At 68.5% G+C, this 20,689-nt stretch carries 20 protein-coding genes; 3 read left to right on the forward strand and 17 right to left on the reverse strand.

All coding sequences use genetic code 11. The features are described from left to right. Positions 1 to 105 precede the first annotated feature (105 nt). Positions 106 to 894, reverse strand: coding sequence for a GNAT family N-acetyltransferase (locus tag ACFVXE_RS14050; protein ID WP_389671385.1), 789 nt, complete (start codon positions 892 to 894; stop codon positions 106 to 108). 84 nt (positions 895 to 978) lie between these two features. On the opposite strand from ACFVXE_RS14050, the gene ACFVXE_RS14055 reads away from it, so the two are divergent. Then, positions 979 to 1,563 (forward strand): GNAT family N-acetyltransferase, encoded by a 585-nt coding sequence (locus tag ACFVXE_RS14055; RefSeq protein ID WP_389671386.1) that lies wholly within the window; start codon positions 979 to 981, stop codon positions 1,561 to 1,563. A gap of 59 nt (positions 1,564 to 1,622) precedes the next feature. Continuing rightward, on the forward strand, positions 1,623 to 2,051 hold the full coding sequence (locus ACFVXE_RS14060) for a DUF5959 family protein (RefSeq protein ID WP_389671387.1): 429 nt from the start codon (positions 1,623 to 1,625) through the stop codon (positions 2,049 to 2,051). A 29-nt stretch (positions 2,052 to 2,080) separates the two neighbouring features. Here ACFVXE_RS14060 and ACFVXE_RS14065 read toward each other — a convergent pair whose 3' ends face one another. From ACFVXE_RS14065 to ACFVXE_RS14110, 10 genes are all read right to left on the reverse strand, one after another. Then, on the reverse strand, positions 2,081 to 3,583 hold the full coding sequence (locus ACFVXE_RS14065) for a type IV secretory system conjugative DNA transfer family protein (protein WP_389671388.1): 1,503 nt from the start codon (positions 3,581 to 3,583) through the stop codon (positions 2,081 to 2,083). Between the two features lies 1 nt (position 3,584). Next, complete coding sequence (locus ACFVXE_RS14070; protein ID WP_389671389.1) at positions 3,585 to 5,003, reverse strand: ATP-binding protein; 1,419 nt, start codon at positions 5,001 to 5,003, stop codon at positions 3,585 to 3,587. 19 nt (positions 5,004 to 5,022) lie between these two features. Next, entirely contained in the window at positions 5,023 to 6,573 is a 1,551-nt protein-coding gene (locus tag ACFVXE_RS14075) for an SCO6880 family protein (RefSeq protein WP_389671390.1), read from the reverse strand. Then, positions 6,570 to 7,937, reverse strand: coding sequence for a hypothetical protein (locus ACFVXE_RS14080; protein ID WP_389671391.1), 1,368 nt, complete (start codon positions 7,935 to 7,937; stop codon positions 6,570 to 6,572). Before ACFVXE_RS14080 ends, ACFVXE_RS14075 begins: the two co-directional genes overlap by 4 nt. Beyond that, a complete protein-coding gene (locus ACFVXE_RS14085) occupies positions 7,927 to 8,814 on the reverse strand; it encodes a hypothetical protein (RefSeq protein WP_389671392.1) in 888 nt (295 codons plus the stop codon). Before ACFVXE_RS14085 ends, ACFVXE_RS14080 begins: the two co-directional genes overlap by 11 nt. A 189-nt stretch (positions 8,815 to 9,003) precedes the next feature. Beyond that, entirely contained in the window at positions 9,004 to 9,318 is a 315-nt protein-coding gene (locus ACFVXE_RS14090) for a hypothetical protein (protein ID WP_030924923.1), read from the reverse strand. Positions 9,319 to 9,621: 303 nt separating this feature from the next. Beyond that, a complete protein-coding gene (locus tag ACFVXE_RS14095) occupies positions 9,622 to 10,278 on the reverse strand; it encodes a DUF402 domain-containing protein (RefSeq protein WP_389671393.1) in 657 nt (218 codons plus the stop codon). Positions 10,279 to 10,613: 335 nt separating this feature from the next. After that, positions 10,614 to 10,859: a DUF397 domain-containing protein gene (locus ACFVXE_RS14100; RefSeq protein ID WP_389671394.1), complete on the reverse strand. Its 246-nt coding sequence runs from the start codon at positions 10,857 to 10,859 to the stop codon at positions 10,614 to 10,616. Beyond that, positions 10,852 to 11,040, reverse strand: a complete 189-nt coding sequence (locus tag ACFVXE_RS14105; RefSeq protein WP_389671395.1) for a DUF397 domain-containing protein — start codon at positions 11,038 to 11,040, stop codon at positions 10,852 to 10,854. Before ACFVXE_RS14105 ends, ACFVXE_RS14100 begins: the two co-directional genes overlap by 8 nt. 11 nt (positions 11,041 to 11,051) lie before the next feature. Further along, a complete protein-coding gene (locus ACFVXE_RS14110; RefSeq protein ID WP_389671396.1) occupies positions 11,052 to 11,897 on the reverse strand; it encodes a helix-turn-helix domain-containing protein in 846 nt (281 codons plus the stop codon). Between the two features lie 203 nt (positions 11,898 to 12,100). Here ACFVXE_RS14110 and ACFVXE_RS14115 point away from each other — a divergent pair, with 203 nt between their 5' ends. Further along, a complete protein-coding gene (locus ACFVXE_RS14115; protein WP_389671397.1) occupies positions 12,101 to 12,583 on the forward strand; it encodes an ATP-binding protein in 483 nt (160 codons plus the stop codon). Between the two features lie 26 nt (positions 12,584 to 12,609). Here ACFVXE_RS14115 and ACFVXE_RS14120 read toward each other — a convergent pair whose 3' ends face one another. The 6 genes from ACFVXE_RS14120 to ACFVXE_RS14145 all read right to left on the reverse strand — a co-directional run bounded on the left by ACFVXE_RS14120 (position 12,610) and on the right by ACFVXE_RS14145 (position 20,434). Next, a complete protein-coding gene (locus tag ACFVXE_RS14120; RefSeq protein WP_389671398.1) occupies positions 12,610 to 13,137 on the reverse strand; it encodes a hypothetical protein in 528 nt (175 codons plus the stop codon). Then, positions 13,137 to 15,416, reverse strand: coding sequence for a hypothetical protein (locus tag ACFVXE_RS14125; protein WP_389671399.1), 2,280 nt, complete (start codon positions 15,414 to 15,416; stop codon positions 13,137 to 13,139). The genes ACFVXE_RS14120 and ACFVXE_RS14125 overlap by 1 nt, the downstream gene beginning before the upstream one ends. Positions 15,417 to 15,432: 16 nt before the next feature. After that, the gene (locus tag ACFVXE_RS14130) at positions 15,433 to 15,849 is read right to left on the reverse strand and encodes a hypothetical protein (protein WP_389671400.1); all 417 of its coding nucleotides are present in this window, start codon (positions 15,847 to 15,849) and stop codon (positions 15,433 to 15,435) included. Positions 15,850 to 16,217: 368 nt separating this feature from the next. Further along, positions 16,218 to 17,276: a type III polyketide synthase gene (locus ACFVXE_RS14135; RefSeq protein WP_389671401.1), complete on the reverse strand. Its 1,059-nt coding sequence runs from the start codon at positions 17,274 to 17,276 to the stop codon at positions 16,218 to 16,220. Between the two features lie 697 nt (positions 17,277 to 17,973). Then, complete coding sequence (locus ACFVXE_RS14140; protein WP_389671402.1) at positions 17,974 to 19,179, reverse strand: cytochrome P450; 1,206 nt, start codon at positions 19,177 to 19,179, stop codon at positions 17,974 to 17,976. A 241-nt stretch (positions 19,180 to 19,420) separates the two neighbouring features. Then, the gene (locus tag ACFVXE_RS14145; RefSeq protein WP_389671403.1) at positions 19,421 to 20,434 is read right to left on the reverse strand and encodes a DUF1259 domain-containing protein; all 1,014 of its coding nucleotides are present in this window, start codon (positions 20,432 to 20,434) and stop codon (positions 19,421 to 19,423) included. Positions 20,435 to 20,689 lie beyond the last annotated feature (255 nt).

The following is a 20,689-nucleotide window of genomic DNA, read 5'->3' on the forward strand; positions in this document are numbered from 1 at the left end:
GTACTGCAGGGGGGACCCTGTGGGAGAGTAGGACGCCGCCGAACAATTATTCCGGGAAAGCCCCGCACCTCTGGTGCGGGGCTTTTCTGCGTTCAGGGGAGTTGTTCAGTGCGATGGTGACCAGATGTACGGGGTCGTCGTGGTCACTGCGTGAAAGCCGAGACGGCGCAGGATAGGTGCGCTGTCGTCGGATGCGTCCACTTGCAGATAGCTGACTCCGCGCGCCGCCGCGATTTCGGCACGGGCGGAGACCAGCGCACGGTAGATGCCGCGTCCTCGCCAGTCGGGGAGCGTGGAACCACCCCACAGACCGGCGAATTCGGTGCCTTCCTTGAAGACCAGCCAGGCCGCGGAGACGAGTTCGTCGCCTGCTTCGGCGACCAGGACGACGATGTCGTCGGGGGCAACCGTGACCCGGCCCGCCAAGTCGTCGCCGATCATGCTCAGGTCCTCGCCCCAGATCGCCGATTCCATCGCAGCGATGCGGTGCATGTCCGCGGGTTGGGTGACCCGGCGGAGCGCAACGCCGTCCGGGAGTACGGGCGGTGACGCCACGTCCTCGGTGAGACCGATGAGGATGGTCTCCTCGTCCTCCGGAACGAAGCCCGCTGCGCACAGACGTTCGGGGAGGTCGGCGGGGAGGTCGTGGCCCCGCGTCTTCCATTCGACCGACTCTCCCCGGGCGGCGAAGTGGTCACGCTGACGCGCGATCAGTTCGTCGAGCTCGGCACCTCGCACGCCCACGTCACGTGGGGCGCTGATGAAGCCGCGGAACTGGCCGACGGTGCGGACGAGGGGACCGTCCTGTTCATGGACGACCCCTGCCGGCGGGCGGGGCGATACACCGCGCATCTGCTCGTCGTAGGCCGCGAGCAGGCCTTTCGTGTCTGTCACGGGAGTACACAGTACGAGCCTGTGCACCGCACGGGCATACGAATTGGATTGCTTGCGAACGGAGCGCAGGACAGGATCGGGTGCATGGACTATGTGATTCGCCCCGTACGTGCCGAGGAATGGCCGCTGGTCAAGGACATCCGGCTCGCCGCTCTGCAGGACCCTGTGGCACCCGTGGCTTTCCTGGAGACGTATGAGCAGGGGATGGCCCAGCCCGACAGCTTCTGGCAGGGGCGGGCGGCCGGCGGGGCGGAGGACAGCGACGGGGAGAAGCGTCAGTTCGTCGCCGAGGCGCCCGACGGGAGCTGGGCCGGCACGATCAGTGTGCTCGTCGAGCGACCGGACGGGGATCTGCGCTTCGGTGAGCCCGCCAAGGTCGACCAGGCCCATGTGGTCGGCGTCTTCGTACGGCCCGAGGCACGTGGAGCCGGGCTTGCCGAGCAGCTGTTCCAGGCCGGGGTCGACTGGGCGTGGTCGCTGGGCGAGCCGCGGATCCGGCGCGTGCGTCTCTATGTGCACGAGAACAACCCGCGAGCCGCTGCCTTCTACCGCCGGTTCGGGTTCACGCCGACCGGGGAGACCCTCTCCGTGCCGGACGACCCGAATGCTCTGGAGCTGGAGTACGAGATCGTCCGGCCCGCCGTGATGCCCACGGCCCCGACCAGCTGATGGGCGCTCCTCCCCGGCCGGGAGATGGTCCCTCTGTACGCGCCGGTGGAAGGACACCCATGGCCGATGTCGCACCGGGGGAGCTGGTCTTCCTTGCCGATGACGAAGGGAACAGCGTCGCTGTCAACGTCCTGGGACGCCAGCCCGGATGGGCGGCCGGACTGGCTGCCGAGATCGTCGTCGGGACGCCCTTCGTGTCCGGCCGTATCGACCTGGTGCTGTCGGTCTCGAAGCTGAAGAGCTGGGGCGATGCGCTGAACAGGCTCGACGCCGGCGAGAACGCCGCCTGGATGGAGTGGGACCGGGGGCCGTCCTTCTCCGTCCAGCTCAGCGGCGAGCGCGACTGCCCGGAGGTGGTCGTCGAGGACGAGGGGTCCATGGTCATCGTGCGCGTGCCGCTCGTCCCTCCGGACGACTGGATCGAGGATCACCGGCAGCGTCTGCATCAGGTGACAGCGCACTGGGTTCCGATGCTGTCGGAGCAGTGAGGCAGGCCGTCGCCGACGGACGAGGGGGCTCAGAGGGGGGACGACCAGCGGGCGCGGGCCTGTTCCTCGGAGCGGAGCAGGACCAGCGTCGGCAGTCCGTGCTCCTGGCCGTTCGAGAGCAGCTCCGGGAGCTGGGGCAGCGGTGCCACGGCCGCGACGTCGTCGAGGACGAGGGTCATTGGTGGGTCGAGCCGACCGTCGGTTGACCGTGCGGCCATGCGGCGGCCGTGCTCGACCACGTCTGAGGCGAGGGCGGTGAGCAGCGGCATCGCACCGGGGGCGGAGCGAGGATCCTCGATGGGTTCACCGACCACATAAAGGGTGCCCCCCTCGTCGGCAAAAGATGCCAGTGCCAGTGAATCGGATCGGTTCGGAGTGCAGGCGTCCCGGATGTGCACCGAGGAGAGTGCGGCGAACGCCCGGACCGTCAGCTCCTGGGCCATCTCCCGGCGTTCGGGGTGGCCGGTCAGGGCGGACTCCAGCAGCCCGGCGAGTCCGGAGGCCGCCTTGGGATGGGTACGGAGCAGGCGCACGGGTTCGTGGGCGTTGCCGCCGAGGGCCCAGCGGTGGACCTGGCGGAACGGGCGGCCGTCTATGGCCGCAGCGTGCAGCCAGCACTGGAGCAGGGTCTCCGCGGTCTCGGCCGTCATCGCGTCGATACGGGCCTGCGGCCGTACCGGGGCGAGGAGCGCCGCGGCGCGGGCGGCGGCCGTATCGGTCTGTTCGCAGCCGGCGGTGGGGGACCAGTGGAGGCGGGCCGGGGTGTCGCAGAGGTGGCCGGGGTCGTAGACGAGGACCGGGCCGAGTTTGGCGCGGGCGTCCTTCGTCTCGGCCCAGACGGTGGGGTCGGAGCTGATGACGAGAGCGGGACCGTCGGCCTCCCGGATCGCCTGGACGGCCCTGGGGCGGCGGCTGGCGGCCGGTCCGTAGACGACGAGGGGCGTGCGCGGCGAGGGAAGCGTGGTCGCGGCCGGAGAAGGAGAAGGAAGGGTCTCGGCCAGGTCGACGTATTCGGCGGGCGCGGGCGCGGGCGCCGGTGCCGGGACGGCCATGGCCACGGTGGCGGGGGCCGGCGCGGCAACGCCGGCGTCCGTTCGTGCCGGCTCCGCGTGTGCCGGGTGTCCGGTGTGTCGCGCGTACCGCTCTTCGGCGCGTTGCTCCCGCTGCTGTGCCCGTACCGCACGCCAGCGCGTCACCACGCCCATCACGAACACCGTCAGAACCATGAGGACCATGAGCTCGCCGATGAACAGGCCCCAGAACAGCCCGTATCCGGAGAGCTCGTCCGCCGGTGTGCGGGGCCAGGCGGCCGGGATGTCGTGCGGGGCCGCGGCCAGCCGGCGCATGGCGAGCGGGGTCTCGACGAAGGTGACGTTCTTCGGCCAGGCGCCGTGTGCGAACAGCGCGGACAGCCCGGTGGCCGTCCAGGCCAGGACGGTCAGCCCGAGCAGGAAGCTCAGGAGACCGATCAGCAGACCGTCCGGGATGCCGCCGGTGCCCGGCCCGGCCTGCTGCTCTGTGCGCCCTGCCATGTCATGCCACCGTTGACTCGGACGACTCGTTCAGTCGTTGCTGGTGCTCGATGCGTGCCGCGCGCTGCTCGGTCTCCAGCTCCGCGGCCCGTACGTCCTCCGGCAGGAGATCGACGGCTGACGACTCGGTCATGGCGCGGTCGGTGAAGACCAGGGGTCGTTCCGCCTCGGTGATCAGGTGTTTGACGACCTGGACGTTTCCGTTGACGTCCCATACCGCGATGCCGGGGGTCAGTGTCGGAATGATCTCCACCGCCCACCTGGGCAGGCCCAGCACCCGGCCGGTCGCTCTGGCCTCGTCGGCCTTCTGCGCGTAGATCGTCCGGGTGGACGCCATCTTGAGGATCGCCGCGGCCTCGCGTGCCGCGGCGCCGTCGACCACGTCGCTGAGGTGGTGGACGACGGCGACGAAGGACAGCCCCAGCCGTCGGCCGAACTTCAGCAGCCGCTGGAAGAGCTGGGCGACGAAGGGCGAGTTGATGATGTGCCAGGCCTCTTCCACCAGGAAGATGCGTTTCTTCCGGTCGGGCCTGATCCAGGTGTGTTCCAGCCAGACGCCGACGATCGCCATCAGGATCGGCATCGCGATCGAGTTCCGGTCGATGTGCGACAGGTCGAAGACGATCAGCGGCGCGTCCAGGTCGATGCCGGCCGAGGTCGGGCCGTCGAACATGCCGCGCAGGTCACCGTCGACGAGCCGGTCCAGGACGAGGGCGACGTCGAGTCCCCAGGCCCGTACGTCGTCTATGTCGACGTTCATCGCCTCGGCGGACTCGGGTTCCGGGTGCCGCAGTTGCTCGACGATGTCGATCAGTACCGGCTGCCGGTCGGTGATCGTCAGGTTGACGTAGGCGTGCGCGACCTTGAGTGCGAAGCCGGAACGTTCGTCCAGGCCGTGCCCCATGGCGACTTCGATGATGGTACGGAGCAGGGCGAGCTGGCCGGTCGTGGTGATCGAGGGGTCCAGCGGGTTGAGCCGGATGCCGCCGTTCATCGCGGAGGTCGGGTCGAGGCGGATCGGCGTGAGGCCGAGCTCCTGGGCGATGAGGTTCCATTCGCCGACACCGTCCTCGCCCTGGGCGTCGAGGACGACGACCTGGCGGTCACGGAACCGGAGCTGGCGGAGCACGTACGTCTTCTCCAGCGCGGACTTGCCGTTGCCGGACTCGCCGAGCACCAGCCAGTGCGGGGCGGGGAGCTGCTGCCCGTACAGCTGGAAGGGGTCGTAGATGTAGCCCTTGCCGGAGTACACCTCGCGGCCGATGATCACGCCGGAGTCGCCGAGGCCGGGTGCCGCGGTGGGCAGGTAGACGGCCTGCGCCTGTCCGGTCGAGGTGCGTACGGGCAGTCTGGTCGTCTCCACCTTCCCGAAGAGGAAGGAGGTGAAGGCATCCGACAACGCGGACAGCGGATCTCGCATGGCGTGACTGCCCTCTCGGTTAGCGACGGATGCCGGTGGCGAACGGCAGGGTGTTCACGAAGGCGCGGTGGTGTTCGCGGTCGCACCATTCCAGTTTCAGATACGACTTGCCGGCCGAGGCCCGGATCGTCCGCTTGTCACGGGCTAGGGACTCGGGTGAACGCGACGACACGGTGATGTACCCCACGAGGTTCACTCCGGCCGCGCCGCTCGCAAGATCTTCACCCCGCTGGTCCAGCCTGCCGTGGGCGGCGATGTCACGCGGGTCGACGGTCCGGTTCATCTTGGCCTGACGGCTCGCCTCCGCCTCGTCGTTGGTCTTCTCCGTGAGCATGCGCTCGATGGCGACCTCGGTGGGTTCGAGGTCCATGCAGACCGCGACCGTGCGGATGACGTCCGGGGTGTGGACGAGCAGCGGGGCAAGGAAGTTGACGCCGACGGGCGTCATCGGCCATTCCTTCACCCAGGCCGTGGCGTGGCACCAGGGGGCGCGCGTCGACGACTCGCGGGTCTTGGCCTGGAGGAAGGTCGGCTCGACCGCGTCGAGTTCGGCGGGCCAGGCGTTGCGCTTCGTCATCGCCTGGATGTGGTCGATGGGGTGGTCGGGGTCGTACATCGAGTGGACGAGGGAGGCGAGCCGGCTCTGGCCGAGCGGCTGGCGCACCCGGATGTCGGCCTCGGCGAGACGGGCGCAGATGTCGGTGAGTTCACGGGCCATGACGACGGCGAGTCCGGCGTCCCGGTCGAGCTTGCGGCCGGCCTGGGGGCGGGCGGCGCGCGCCATGGCGTTGGCCTCGGCGGCCAGCTCCCGGTTGAAGTGCATGCATGCGACGAGGTAGGCGCGGTGCTGTTCGCTGGAGGTGGAGACCATCGACTGGAGCTGGTCGTACGAGTCCTGCAGCCAGCCCGGGGCCGCCTTGTCGCCGCGCTGGGCGACGTCCTTGGCGTGGGCGTCGGGGTCGGCGGGCAGAGTGCGGGCCAGCATCTGGATGCGGGTCACGAACCCGTCGCCGTTGGCCACATGCTTGAGGAGCGTGCCGAACCGGTCGACCAGCGCCTCCTGGTCCTCGCTGTCGCGCAGCCCGACGCCGGGGCCCTCGATCTCGATGGCCGCGGTCACCGTGCGGCGGTCGGCGTGCAGCAGTACGGCGATCTCGTCCGGGCCGAAGGGCGCGGCGAGCCAGTTGATCCGGCCGATGCCGGGCGGCGGTCCGACCTCGACCTCATGCCCGTCCCCGCGCACGCCCGCCTCCATGGCGGTCGACCGGTAGGCGGCGCCGCGGCGCACGGACCGCTTGAAGCTGCGGTTGATCTCGAACCACTTGTAGAAGGTGCGGTGCTTGTACGGGACGTACACGATCGCCAGCGCCAACAGCGGGAAGCCCGTGAGCAGCACGATCCGCAGGGACAGGACGGGGACGATCAGTCCGCTCATCATGCCGAGGAACGCGCCGACGATGATCAGTGCGATCTCGCCGGTCTCGCGGTTCTTGCCGACGATCGCGTTCGGCCGGGCCCGGCCGATGAGATACGTACGGCGGGGCGTGACCGGATGGGACTGGGTCGTCAACGCCCTCCACCTCCTGTGCTGTTGTTACCTGAATTGCCTGTACCGCTGCCTCGGGTGGAGCGGCTGCTGTGCGGGGTGCCGGAGGTGGGACCCGATCCGCTGCGGGGCGGAGGTGCGGCGGAGGGGACAGATCCGCCGCCGACGCCGCTCCCACCGGAGTTGCGGGAGCTGTGCGCGGCCACTCCGCCGCTGACCGGGTTGGCGGGCCTGCCGCCGCTGTTGCCGCCGCCCTGCCCGCCGTCGCCGCCGCTGCGGCTGCTGTGGGTCTTGATGCCCTGGGAGACGAGGGCGGCGGGGGAACTGATCAGCGCGGCGGCCTGGGCGCCGTCGGTGGCCTGCTTACGGTTGGTGCGGGCACCCTGGATCTCGTCGCCGAAGCCGGGTACGAAGCGGTAGATCATCGCCGAGGCGAAGATGGCGAGCAGGATGATGGCCAGACCGGAGACCACGGCGGAGAACGCGTTGGGTCCCCCGTCGGACGAGAGCGCGCCGGCCAGCCCGAGCACGATGACGATGACAGGTTTCACCATGATCACGGCGATCATGATGCCCGCCCAGCGGCGGACATGGCCCCACATGTTCTTGTCGACCAGCCCGGAGTAGACCACGACTCCGAGGAGCGCGCCGACGTAGAGCAGGGCGGCCCGGATCACGAGCTCCAGCCAGAGCACGCCCGCGGCGAGGATCGACACGAGCGAGACGACGATCAGCATGATCGGCCCGCCGCCGATGTCGGAGCCCTTGTCGAGCGCCTTGGCGAAGGAACCGAAGAAGACGTCGGTCTGCCCGCCGGAGGCGGACGCGATGACGTCGGTGACCCCATCGGTGGCCGAGACGACCGTGTACAGGATGAGCGGGGTGAACGCGGAGGCGAGGACGGTCAGCCAGAGGAAGCCGACGGCCTCGGAGATCGCGGTGGCGACCGGAACACCGCGGATGGCGCGCTTGGCCACGGCGAGGAGCCAGAGGACGAGCGTGAGCACGGTGGAGGCGGCGAAGACGACCGCGTACTGCTGGAGGAACTTGGGGTTGGTGAAATCGACGTTCGCGGTGCCTTTGACCGCGTCGCTGAGCTTGCCGACGATCCAGGCGGCGGCGTCGGCGCAGCCACGGGCGAGGGAGGACAGGGGGTCCAGGGCGTTGGCGACGTCGTCGGGGGAGGTCTTGGGGGCGCCGGCGTCGCCGTTTTCGCAGTAGCTCCTGGCCGGGCCGCGAATGAGGTCACAGGCGTTGTTGCTCTTGCTTGGCGAGGGGCTTGGCGAAGGCGCTGCGAACGCGCGGCTCGCCAGCAGGACGATGGCGACTTGCAGGCTCGACGCGGTAGCTGCCAGAGCGAGGGCACGGCGAGATCGTTTACCGGGCATACGTGAAGCCTCCGAACTGTTTCACGGCGTCGGCCATCTCCTCGGCGGGGGAGGCAGCCTGGTCACGGCCAACAGGTACGGGGCCGTCCTTCTGCGTGAAGTCGGTGACCTTCCAGTCGCTATTGATCCACGTCAACTCGAAGGTGTTGGTGAACCAACTCTCGGACACCGGGTTCTTGGAGCCTTCACCAGCCAGTCCGAAAAGGGCCGAGTACCAAACGGAGACGCTCGCGGTTGTGCCGCTGAACTTCACGACCTTGGTGCCGACGGGGTTGGAGCGCGAGATGAACGTCAAGCCACTCGGTGCAGTGCCGTCAGGGTTGAGGCCGATACTGGCGAGGAATGCTTCGCCGGAGTACACCTTGTCCAGGTTGCCCTGGCGGGCCGCTGCGACGTTGGGTGCGTAGACGGCGTTCACGATTTGGCGGCGACGACTTGCGTCGAACATGTCGACGGAGTCAAGAGCCACCGAGTAGTTCGCCGCCGCGCTCTGCGCCCCCTGCTGGTCGTGCGCGAACCCCGACGCGATCGTCCCGTTCTTCCCCGTCACCGGCTTCGTGCCGGTCGCCGCAGTCGGCGCTGCCCCGGCCTCCGCCTTGCTGCCGCCCCCACTGCTGTCGGAGGAGCCGCCGTCGCCGCCGCCCCCGCCCATGTTCGCGAACGCGATAGCCGCGACGAGCAGGACGACCACACCGACGACCATGACCAGCGACCGGGAGCTACGGGCCGGGCGGCGGCTGCCGCCGTAGCCGTCGCCACCCGATCCGTCGGGGAATCTGGTACGGGTCTGGCGCGTACCGCCGAGGGTGCTGTATCCATCGTCTGTACGGCCCGAGCCCGAATCGCTGCCGTAGCCGTGATCGTCGCCGTGACTCATGCCGCGTGGGCCCCCTCAACCGTGTGCGTATCCGCGTAGTACGACGGTAGCCGTGCTGGTTCCCGCGCGGGCGCGGTGTGGTGACTCGACATCAGGGAGACGCAACCTCTGCCGGTGGGCACGACGGACGGATGGTGTGGGAGGGCGGGCCGGAGGCGGGGACGGGGCTCCGGACCGGCTGACGGGCGGTTAGATCGCCATCCCGTAGACGATGGTGAACAGGGTCCCGAGGGATCCGATGATGAAGACACCGGTCAGACCCGCGACGATCAGGCCCTTGCCCTGCTCTGCGCTGAACGTGTCGCGCAGCGCCGTCGCGCCGATGCGCTGCTTGGCCGCTCCCCAGATGGCGATGCCGAAACAGAGCAGGATGGCGACGGCCATGACGACCTCGATCATCACCTTGGCTTCGTCGCCCAGGGCTCCGAACGGCCCCCACTTGGGCGCGATGCCGTTGATGATGGTGCTGATACCGCCCTTATCAGTGTCAGCTGCCAGGACCATGTAAGTCACCGCCCCTGTTGGGTAGTTCACTGCCCCTGCCACACGGCATGGGTCGCTCTCCATCTTCGCTGATGAAACCGCCCGAGCACGACTTCTTGGCGGCTCTCTTTCATGGCATCTCGCACGTTTGACCGGCCCGACCGCCCTGACCTGCGGATCGAATCGGCGTATGACCGAATACGTATGGTTACTCTGTGTATCACGAGGTGTAACCACGGGCAATGATCGGCATTGCGCCACCCTGGCCGGTGTTCACGTCGCGCTCGCAACCACACGCATCAGCGCAGGCGGGCTGAGGGGCAGTCAGAGGATGGAGCGGCAGGGGCTCGTCGGCCGGGGCGGTGTCGTCCACGTCTTCGGCGGCCGGAAGTCGCACCAGGAGCCGTCGAAGGGAAACGTTCCGGCCTCGGCGAGCCGTGCGACTCGGGCGCCCTCCGCGCGGATGGCCGCCGCTTCGTCGGCCGACCAGTAGACCGGGTGGCCGGTCTTCTCGGCGAAGGACTGCTCGTCCTTCCACTGCCAGGACCGGTCCGGCGCCACGTTGATGTCGAGCTCGTGGTCGGCGATGTCGATGTCGTCGCCGTGGTGGAAGCGGCGCTCCAGATTCACGTACCAGCCACGGAACTTCCCTCTGCGGCCGAAGAGCCAGAGCACGGAGTGGGCGGCGTCGGTCGGCTGGTAGAACAGTGCGCTGCCCATCGGCCACCGGCCAGGGACCACGGGGTATCCGCCCGCGGGGCGTTCGTCGGGGGCGATGTCGCGAAGATGCGCTCCTTTCGGGAGCTCCGTACGCCACATGGGCGCGCCGGTCTCCATCCACACCAGCTGGCCCGCTTCCGTGCGCTCGACGAGGCGGACGGGCACCGAGGCGCTCAGGTGCCCGCCTATGAAGAAGTTCCAGCGCAGAATCCGGCCTGGTTCGTCGTTCAGGGTGTTGATCATGTAGGCGAGTCGGTTCATGAATCACTCCTTGCGGTCGGAGCCCTGTGAGGGAAATGTTCCCTGTTTCGCCTGGTCAGGAACCAATTCAGGCCGGGGACTCCAAGCGCGCCGGGTTCCGGTTCCGGCGGGACCGGGCCCCGCAGGACCGGTACGTCGCGGCCCGTGGCGACTGTTCCGGCATCGGCCGGAGAAGGTTTACGGGCAGGTCGACGGCGGCTTTCGCAGGGTCGGTCCGGCCGGCCCCGGTTCCGGCGTGGACGAGCCGAGGGCAAGCAGGGGGGCGTACGAGAACTACGGCACCCATCGCGGAGAGCGGAGCTCTCCACGGCCGGCCGAACGCACCGGTCTCCCGCTCATTCGCGCGGGCCTTCGTCGCCGAGCTCCGCGAAGTGGTCGAACTCGCCGGCCATGACGCCCTTGGTGAAGGCATCCCACTTCGTCCGGGTGGTCGTGACGACGGTGGCCGGGTCGCTGGTCTCGCGGAGCCGGACGAGCTCGCCGGGGCCGAAGGAGATCTCGATCCAGGGGCCGGGCCCGTCTTCACCCTCGGGGACGGCACGGACCCAGGTCAGATCTTCGGGTACATGGCGGTCAGCCACGGCCGGTGCCGACCTTGACGGTACGGAGGAGGGCGGCCCAGGCAGCGGGGGTGGTGCGGAGTATCGCTCCGCTGGGGTCGCTGCTCTCGGTGACGTGGACCGTGGAGTCCTGGGCGGCTACGTGTACGCAGGAGTTTCCCTGGGCGCAGTAGGAGGACTTCTGCCAGACGGGGTCGGCCATCTCGGGCTCCTTCACAGGCTGCGGGCGACGTTGTGGATGAAGTCTCGGGACTTGTCGCGACTGAGTGCGGTCGATTCCATTCGGCCGAGGAGCACGCGGTACTTCTCCAACTGGGCTGCGGCGTCGAGGAAGACGGGGCCGTGCGACTGGTCGAGATTGACGGTGTCGAGCTGGGGTACCGGCCCGAGGAAGTAGTAGATCGACTGTCCGGATCCGGCGTAGGTTCCCGCGGAGAACGGGATCACCCGGATGGTGACGTGCTCACGATCACTCATGTCCAGCAGGTGTCCGAGTTGCTGACGGGTCACTTCCGCGCCGCCGAACTGCATGCGTAGTGCTGCCTCGTGGATGACTGCGTGGTGCGGCGTCGGTGATTTCCGGAACAGGACTGCCTGACGCTTGATGCGGAACGAGATGCGGTGCTCGATGTCGGGCGGAGGCAGCTCCGGCACATCCTGGCGGAAGACTTCGCGTGCGTATTCCGCTGTCTGCAGGAGGCCTGGGATATGGACGGTAACGGCGGTACGGAGCTGATGCGCGTGGTGTTCGACCTCGGCCAGGTCGAGCAGCGGTGTGGGCAGGATTTCCCGGTACTCCTCCCACCAGCCGCGTGTGCGGTCGCCCGTCATGTCGCTCAGTGATGCGACGAGATCCCTGTCCGAGCAGTCGTAATGACAGGCCAGAGTGTGGACCCGCTCCGGGCTCACGCCCACGCGGCCCGCCTCCATGTTGCTGATCTGGTTCTGCTTCACGCCGAGCAGCTGACCGGCCTGGGTGGCGGTGAGGCCTGCGCGTTCGCGGAGCTTGCGCAGCTCTGTACCCAGTCGGAGTTGACGACCCGTCGGGGTTGCTCTCACAGGTGTGTTCGCCTCCTTGAGCGGCTGGTCACCCACACGGGTGTCAGTTTATGGATTTCTCGGGAATCGGTTAACGCGTTAGCTGGAAATGGTTACGTTAGGGCTCGGCCACACGCCCGGAAGTACCCCGCTCGACGGAGCGGCCTCGTCACCGGGCAACGAGTAACGCACGATCCAACTTCCCTCCGTGATCGGAGACTTCCGTGGTTCTGGCCACCGTAACGCCGCCCTGGGCCTACACCCTTCAACTCCCACAGGATCCCCGCGCTCCGGGTATCGCCCGAGCCACCCTCCGCTCCGTACTCCGGGTGCACGGGATGGGCGATCTGATCGACACCGCTGAGTTGTTGGCGAGTGAACTCGTCACCAACGCTTACCGGCACTCCTCGGGGCCGTACTCACTGCGACTCCGCGACGCCGGCCGGCACCGGATCAGGCTCAGCGTCTGGGACACCAACCCCGACATCCCGCCACCGTTCCAGGGCAGCGGTATGGCTCCTGCGTCGCTTGCCGAGTGCGGGCGGGGGCTGCATCTCGTCACCCTCTGGGCGGACAGCTGGGGCGCGTACCCGTTGCGCGGCGGGATGCCGGGGCACGGCGGGAAGCTGCTCTGGGTGGAGTGTGCGTGGAGACCGGACGAGGCCCTTGGATACGGCGTCCAGGACGCGGGAGCCGGTCCCACGTGACAAGCACGGAGCCGAGTCCGGGCCCGCTATCCGGTGCAGTCGAACTTCTTCGTCTCGCGGGGTACGAAGTCGTCGATGAAGTGCTGGAGCTTCTTGTAGCCCCCGGCGGACTCCTCGACGCGTGCGCCTCGGAAGAAGAAGGTGAACGACATGTATGCGGACGGAGAGTCGCAGTTCGCCTGGACCACGGCTTGATCGCTTCCGATCACCGCGCCGCCGGGGAACGACACGTCCCGCTTGGCGGCGTGCTTGTACGGGGAGGCCACGGCTTTCCAGTTCACCGGGTCCGGAGCATGGTCCCAGCGCAGCAGATTGACGGAGAGAACCTGGTGGTCATCCACGCTCAGGATGCAGGCGGCCCCGGGCTGCGCCTGGGACTCCGAGTACTTCTGCGCGAGGGCGTCGCCTTCCGGGACGAGCGGGGACAGCGCGGATCTCTTCACCGGGACCTGGCAGAACTTGTCCGGGACGGAGAGCGAACTGCCGCAGCCCGATGCCGTTCCCATGGTGGCCACACATGCCAGGGCGACAGCCCAATGTTTCAGCTTCTTCACTACTGATCTCCTGCTATGCCGTCCGCCATGTCATTGCCGTGGTTGGCCGCCGCGGCGATCTGTTTGTACATTCCGTCCTCGTACGAGTACCCGGTATGGCTGTACGCCCAGTCCGAGTTGACCGAGTGCCACTGCTGGGCGAGCGTGTTCAGCTGATTTCGCCGGGTGTCGTACGTCGCCTGGTTGTCGCTGGTCAACTGGTCGGCCTGGTGCTGCTGTTCGTCCATGATCCAGGCGCTGGTGACCACGTCGGCACCGCGTTGGGCGACATCACCGACGACGGGAATGAAGTTGAGCAGCGCACCCGAACCGTGATAGCTCCACGCCTTGTCCCAGGTGTAGTCGTGCTGGTCGCCCTTGAGCGCGTTGTACCGGGCCTCCTCCATGAAGCCGACCGCGTAGCCGGCCGAGTTCAGTGTGTCCTCCGGCTTCCTGGAGCGGTCGTGGAAGTCGTCGACGATGGCATGGTTCATGCCTTCGTGGAGCATGCCGTAGGACTCCTGGCTCCTGGAGACCTGCTTCGTCAGCTCCATGACCTGGTCGACGTCCAGCTTGGGGCCGTGGTCCGGCTGCCGGAGCTCGCTCGGGTCGCTCATCGCCACATACACCTCATGACCGTGATTGGTCATGATCTTCGCCATGTCGTCGCGCAGCGACGCCGGCATGTCGTCACCCTGGCCGGACAGGACGTCCAGCGCGCTCACGAAGACGCGGTCGTTGGCCGCCGTGTGCGACGTGGGGCCCTGTGGTGCGGATCCGGACGGGTCGATGCCGGTGGCGGCCGCGGTCAGTGCATCGCCGAGGCCCTTGCGGCTGTCGGTGTCCTGGATGTCGCCCGCGTCCACCTCGACGTTGCCGCCGGGTCCCTGCCAGCGGGTGGTGTTGGTCAGGTCCCAGTCGCGGCTCCCGTCGCCGTTGCCCAGGAGATAGTCGAGCCGGTCCTTGCCGGCGGCCGTGCCCGGGTCGAGATATCCGGCCGCGCCCTCCGGGTCCCGGGACAGCACGCCCAGGGTGCCGTCGACGGGGTCGTTCGCGAACCAGCCGTCCTGGTCCTTGCCGCTGAAGTGGCCGTACAGGTCCCAGATGTCCGGGTCCTTCTTCTCCATCGCGATCATGTCGTCGGTGACGTCCGCGACGAACTGCGGCGAGTACCCGTGACCCTGCTGCATCAGCGTGGCCAGGCTCTGGTAGCCGCGCACCTGCTGGTCGTGCCCTTTGGCGACGGTGTTGACCTTGTCGCCCGCCGCTTCGAGGTCGTACCTGTCGTCGCCGTGTTCGTGCAGCGCCTCGCGCCACCTGTCGTAGAACTGTGCGTCCCCGGTCCGCGACCACTTGCCGAATGCCGCGTCGTACGCGTCGGTCCCGTAGCGCAGGTGCTCACCGCTCGCGCCCTTGAACTCCGGGACGCGTGTCGCGGTGGCCAGTGAGTCGGACAGGCCGCCGTTGATCTGCAGGTAGGCGCTCTTGTGCGCGGTGTCGTCGAAGTACGCCAGGTCGTCGATCCGGTTGGACAGTTTCAGCGTCCGGTCGGGGCCGAGCGAGTCCAGGAACGTCCGGCTGAAGACCTTGTCGCCGGAGTTGTCGCGCATCAGGCGCTCCCACTCCCGCAGATCGCCGGGCTTCCGGCCGGCCAGGATCTCGTCCGCATACCGCTTGGCCTCACGGGCCTCGTACACCTCGATGTCGCCGACCGCACCGCCGTTGAATCCGTGTTCCTGGCCCAGGGCGCCGTCCACCATGCGCTGGAAGAGGTCCTTGATGCCCGCCGCTTCGTGGAGAGCGAGTTTGACGCCTTGGTCGGCGTCATCCACCGCCTGTACGGCGTTCCTGATCTTTCTGGTCCAGGCGGCTTCCGCCTCCTTGGCCTTCGAGACGTACGCCGGGTACTCCTCGTCGTGCCGCAGAGGTGTGAGCTTCCCGAAGTCGTAGACCGCCTCTCCCTGGGCGTTGACGGCCATGTCGTTCTTCTCCGCCTGCCCGACGAGATCTTTCACGTGGCCGGTCAGCCGGGAGAACTGCTCATGGGCGTCCCGCAGGATCGAGGCGATGGCCCTCGCCTCCACCTGCGCGTCGGCGAACTGCTTGCGCGTGCTGGAGAAGCGAGGAGAGGCCGCCCCGGCGGCGGCGCCGACCCAACTGCCGTCGTTCGCGAGGCTCTCCACCTTCGACTTGTACAGGCCTTCGAGCTCGTCGAAGCCGTCCGCCATGCCGTCCCAGTCGGCCGCCGCCGTGGTCAGCACACCGATTTCGATGGTGACGGCGTCCTGGTAGGTGAGCATGCGTGTCCCCCGATCCCTAGGCCCCGTGCCGGTCGTGCCCGGTGCCGACCTGTGTCATCCGGTTCCGCACGTCGAAGTCGACGTACTGGAAGTCGTGTCCGGTCTGCGCCAGCGCCGACTGGTCGCCTTCCAGGCGCCCCTTGAGGTGTTTGACCTGGAGCCCCCACTCCTCCAGAGCGGCCTTGAGGCCGGATCCGGTGTCCCAGCCGGAGAACTCCCTTACGGCGGAGTCCGAGGACTCGTCGGCATGGGCGCCCGCCTTGTCGGTACCGGGGCGGATGTCCTCCCGCAGCGCCTTGATCGCCGCTTTCCTGCCCGGGGCGTTCGTCTTGAGATCGGGTGCGTCACCGCCGCCGGCGCTGTTCAGCCGCATGTGGTTCTGCCGTCGGGCGAGCGCCTCGGCCTTCAGCTCTTCCCACTCGTCCCATGCCATCTCATGGTCTCCCCACGTGGTTGCCGTCTCCCTGTGTCCGCGCTCCACGGGAGAGCCTGGGCAGGGCTGTCGCCTCAGCAGGTCCGGCTGTCGCGCGGTGGCGGCGGCGGATGAACAGAAAGATCAGTATTGCAGCCGTGTCATGTGCAGAACGGGGCGCCCGTGGTGCCGCGTCCAGCCGCAGGTCGCGCGGGTCAGCCGTCGGACCCGGGCGAGGAGAGCGCAGATCCCCGGCACCGGACGGGCACGCAGGCGGCCCCCGGTCCTCAGGCTGTGGATATCGCCTGAGGACCGGGGGCCGGGGGCTGCTGTGGGGTACGGGTTCCCTGGTCAGGGTGGAGAGTGCGGGTACCGCGTTGCCGCGCGGCTCATGTCTCGGGTTCCGAGGTCCAGGACCCCAGGGCCATTTCGGCGGTGATGCCGGGACCGAACCCCGCTATCAGGCCGCGGTGCCCGTGGAGGGCCGATGCCTCGTCGAACATGCGGGACAAGGCGTCGAGCACCACCGCGCTCGCTATGTTGCCGTATTCGGTGAGCGTGGCCCGGCTGAAGCGGAACGCCTCGGGCGGCACGTCGAGGAAGCGGCTCAGGTCGTCCAGGATGCGTGGTCCGCCGGCGTGGATGATGTAGAAGTCCAGCTTGCTGGCGTTCCAATCGTGCTGCTCCGCCATGGCGGACAGCGCCGGGGCGAGTGGCTCCATGGTGCCGGGCACGCGCTTGTCGAGCTGGAAGTGGAAGCCCGTGGACCGGACCGCGTACGAGATCCACTCCTCGGTCCCGGGGATGATGTACGAACCGTTGCGTTCCAGGCGGATTCCGGTGCCACCGCTGCCCCGTACGACGACGGCCGCGATCCCGTCGCCGAACAGGCCGTTGGAGAGCAGCGATCCCACACCCAGGTCGGTCGGCTGGTAGCAGAGCGAGCAGAACTCGCAGGCGACCACCAGTACGTTCGCGTCGGGGTACGCCGTGCAGAAGTCGTGGGCCCTGTTGATGGCGGCACCGCCTGCGGCGCAACCGAGTTGGGCGATCGGCATCTGCCGCGTCTGAGGCCGGAAGCCCATCGTGTCGATGAGCCATGCGGTCGGCGGGGGCATCATGAAGCCGGTGCACGAGACGTAGATGATCAGGTCGATCTGCGACGCTTCGACTTCCGCCTGGTCGAGTGCCTGGCGGACGACCGCCGGGACCCGGTCCTTGGTCTGCGCCTCATAAATCCTGCTGCGCTCATCGAACCCCGGGTGCTGCAGGACCTTTTCGATCGGCTGGATCAGGTGCCTTTTCTGCACCCCCGTGTGTTCGATCAGACGGAGGACGAGGCTGAGTTGCGGATGGTCGCCGTGCAACCGTTGTGCCAGTTCCAGAGTTTCGTCGTTGGTGATGACGTACTCGGGAACCGCGATGGCCGGCTTGCAGAGTACCGCCATGGATCTCCTCCTAGCGGACGATGGTCCATACGGCCGCGCCCCGAACGGATACGGGGCATTCGGCGGCCCGGCGGCAGTCACCGAGGCCGCGTACGCGCGGTTGCCCGCGGAACGGAGCGTCAGTGGTGGTGGCGCCGAGATCGATGCCCCAGGAATGGGCGCGGGCCGGCCAACCGAGAATAAGGATGTTTTCTCACACGTATGGACTGGGATTTCGCCGTATGGGCAGGGTGCTTCTCCGCCACGCTCTCGGTTGGCTCTCGGCATCACGCTACGGCAGGCGGATGCGGGCTGCATGTCGACAGAACGCGCTGTCACGACGGGGCGGATCGACCGCTGCCTACGGCCGACAGGGACAGACAGGGGGCTGAAGAGAGCCCTCTCTGCGACTACGGTGCGTGGGCCCCGGAGGGCGGGGCCCACGCCCGGTGTTCCGGGTAGGTCGACGCGTCCGGTACCCGTATCCGACCGCCGTCGGAAGCGTTCACCGGGCTGCGGCCCGGGCCGGCGTGCTCCACGATCCGTGGGAGCCGCCGGTGGCCGGCCCGTTTCCGCCGGGGCGCCACTTTCACCTCTTCGGCGGCCCCCGCACTGCGCACGGCGGCCCGGCCGGGTAGGCGGTCCGCCCGTACATGCGGTGTGTACGTGTACGGGCCCGGCCGGACGCCTGCCCGGCGCCGTGCCGGGGGTGACTACGTCACCAGGTGACGGGCAGCGCGAGCGGATAGCGCCAGATCGATGTCTTGTTCCAGCGCACCTCGTCGGCGGGCTTGGCCAGCTCCAGGTCCGGGAAACGCTCCAGGAGGGTTCCGAGCGCGATCTGGAGCTCGGCGGCGGCCAGTGGCGCGCCGAGGCAGTGGTGGCCGCCCCAGCCGAAGGTCATGTGGGACGGACCGCTGCGCTCCAGATCCAGCTCGTCGGGGCGGTCGAACTTCCGGCCGTCCCGGTTGGCGGTCAGATAGGAGACGTGCACGATCTCCCCCGCCCTGATCTTCACCCCGCTCAGTTCCACGTCCTCGGTGGCGACGCGGGGGATGCCGACGCCCTTGCGGAAGGGGATGAAGCGCAGCAGTTCCTCGATGGCCTGCGGGAGCATCTCGGGGTGATCACGCAGCATGGCCAGCTCCCGGGGGCGGGTGAGCAGCGCGTACGCGATGTTCCCGATCTGGTACGTCGTGGTGTCCTGGCCCGTGATGAGCAGGACCATGGCCATGACGGTCAGTTCCTGATCGTTGAGGAGCTCGTCCCCGTCGCGGGCGGTGGCCAGCGCGCTGATCAGGTCCTCGCCCGGATTCTGCCGCCGCTGCGCCGTCAACGTCGCGAAGTAGGCACGGAGATCCGCCTTCGCCCGTACCGCGGCGTCCCGGTTGTCGATGCCGGTGTCCATCATGGTCCGGGCGTGCGTGCGCAGTTGTGCGCGTTCGCCCTCCGGAATGTCGAGGACCTCGCAGATGGTGGTCAGGGGCAGCGGAGCAGCGAGGTGCTCGAAGAGGTCGGCAGGGGAGCCGTGCTCCTCCATCCGGTCCAGCAGATCGTCCACCACATGCTGGGTCCGGGCCCGCATGCGCTCCATGTGGCGCGGAGCGAAGCCCTTGGAGATGAGGCTGCGCAGGCGACTGCTGCCCGGCGGGTCCATCACGTTGATGGCTTCGTCCTGAACGATGGGCTCGGGGGTCATGCGCGGGAAGTTCCGGCCGATGATGGCGCTGCGGCTGAAGCGCCGGTCGGTGGTCACCGTACGAACGTCGTCGTAGCCGGTGACGAGCCATGCCTCCCCGTCGCCGTGGGGCAGTCGGATGCGGGCAACGGGTCCCTCGGTCTGCAACTGCCTCAGCAGCGGATCGAATTCGAGGGCCTCGGCATAGTCGAACGGGCAGTTCCGCGGGGGAGACACGGGTTCCATACGGAGCTCCAGGTATGGGATCTGTTCTCTGATTCCCGGACGTTCCGGGATGAACAGGTCAGAGGTACCCGATCGTCCGCCGGGAGACGCGCCGCTCCGGGCAATTGGTCCATATGAAGCGCCCGCTCCGGTGATGCCGGCGCGCCCCGGCCCGGAAAAGGGGCAGGGTGCGCCGGCATCGTGTGCGTAGGCCGCCCGACGGTGCCGGTGGCGTACGCGGGTCCCGGGGAAGGGGCCCCTTTCAGCCCGTGGTGGCCGGCACCACGTTGGTGGCGGCCACGGCCGGGCGCAGCGCCCGGGCCAGCTCGACGGCGTCGCCCACGGCCCAGAAGTGGGTGAAGAACAGGCGCGGGTCGTCCGTCAGGTGGTGGTTGTGCAGCTCGACGAGCTTGATCCCGCCGCGCCGCAGGGCGCTCAGCACCTCCTGGACCTCACCGGCGAGCATGGCGCAGTCGCCGCTGAGCGCCGCCCGGCCGCCACCCAGCGGCTGGAAGTTGAAGGCGCTGGTCGATCCCAGACCCGGAGGCAGCACCAGATACCCGTCGTGGATGGTCTCCCGGCGGACGAAGATGCACTTGTAGAGCCCGTCCTCGGTGGAACCCTTGACGCCCAGCGCGGCATCGATCCGGGCGGTGTCCAGGTCGACGTGGACCGCCGGGCGGGGCGGCGCCGGCGGCGGAGTCCCGGTGCGGTCGAACCCCGCACGCAGGCCGCGGGCCAGCGCGACGGCGTCGCGGCCGTGCGCGTGGACGTGGGTCCACCAGATGTCGGGGCGCTGGGAGAGCAGATGCTTGTGGAGGGCGGTCTGCATGATCCCGTGCGCCTGCCAGGCGTCGATCACGTGCTGCAGTTCGTGCTCGGTGACCACCACATCGCCCATCGCCATCGTGGTGCCGTCGGCGTAGCGCACGAAGGCCACGTGGGTTCCGAGCGCGAGCCCCGGCGTGACGGTCACGCCGTCGGAGACCACATGGAGATCTCCGCGGGGGAAGCCTGTGTGGTAGGTCGTTCCGCGCAGCATGTTGCCGCCGCGTCCCAGTGCCTTCGCCACCGCCGCCCAGTCCGATGCCCTGGTGGGCACCGGCTTCACCGGCCGTCGCACGCGCGCACCGGCCGGGCCGGTGGGCAGGGCGCGGGCTGCGGCGGGGCCGGTTCCGGCCCCGGCCAGTACCGGGGCCAGTGCCGCCGCGGTGAGTACGCGCCGCCGTGACGTGGCCGCTCGGGTGGATGTGTCCTGCTGTCGGTCTCCGGTCATCACCTGATCGCCTCCATGGCGAGATGAAACCATGCGCAACTACCAGAAAAGTGGAGGCGTCACCACTTGCCGGGCCATGTGGTCTAAGCATGTCGTCCTGGCGCGCCCCCGAACGGCTCACACGTGGTCGGTCCGTGCTCCTGACACCCACCGATCGGGTGAATCCCGCGAGGGGCGGTGGCGGGCGTGCGGCCTTGGAATACAGGGCCGTTCATCCTTCCCGCCGCCGGATGCGGTGGGCATGTCGGGTGCGCC

This window comes from Streptomyces sp. NPDC058231, assembly GCF_042882275.1.
Classification (GTDB): Bacteria; Actinomycetota; Actinomycetes; order Streptomycetales; family Streptomycetaceae; genus Streptomyces.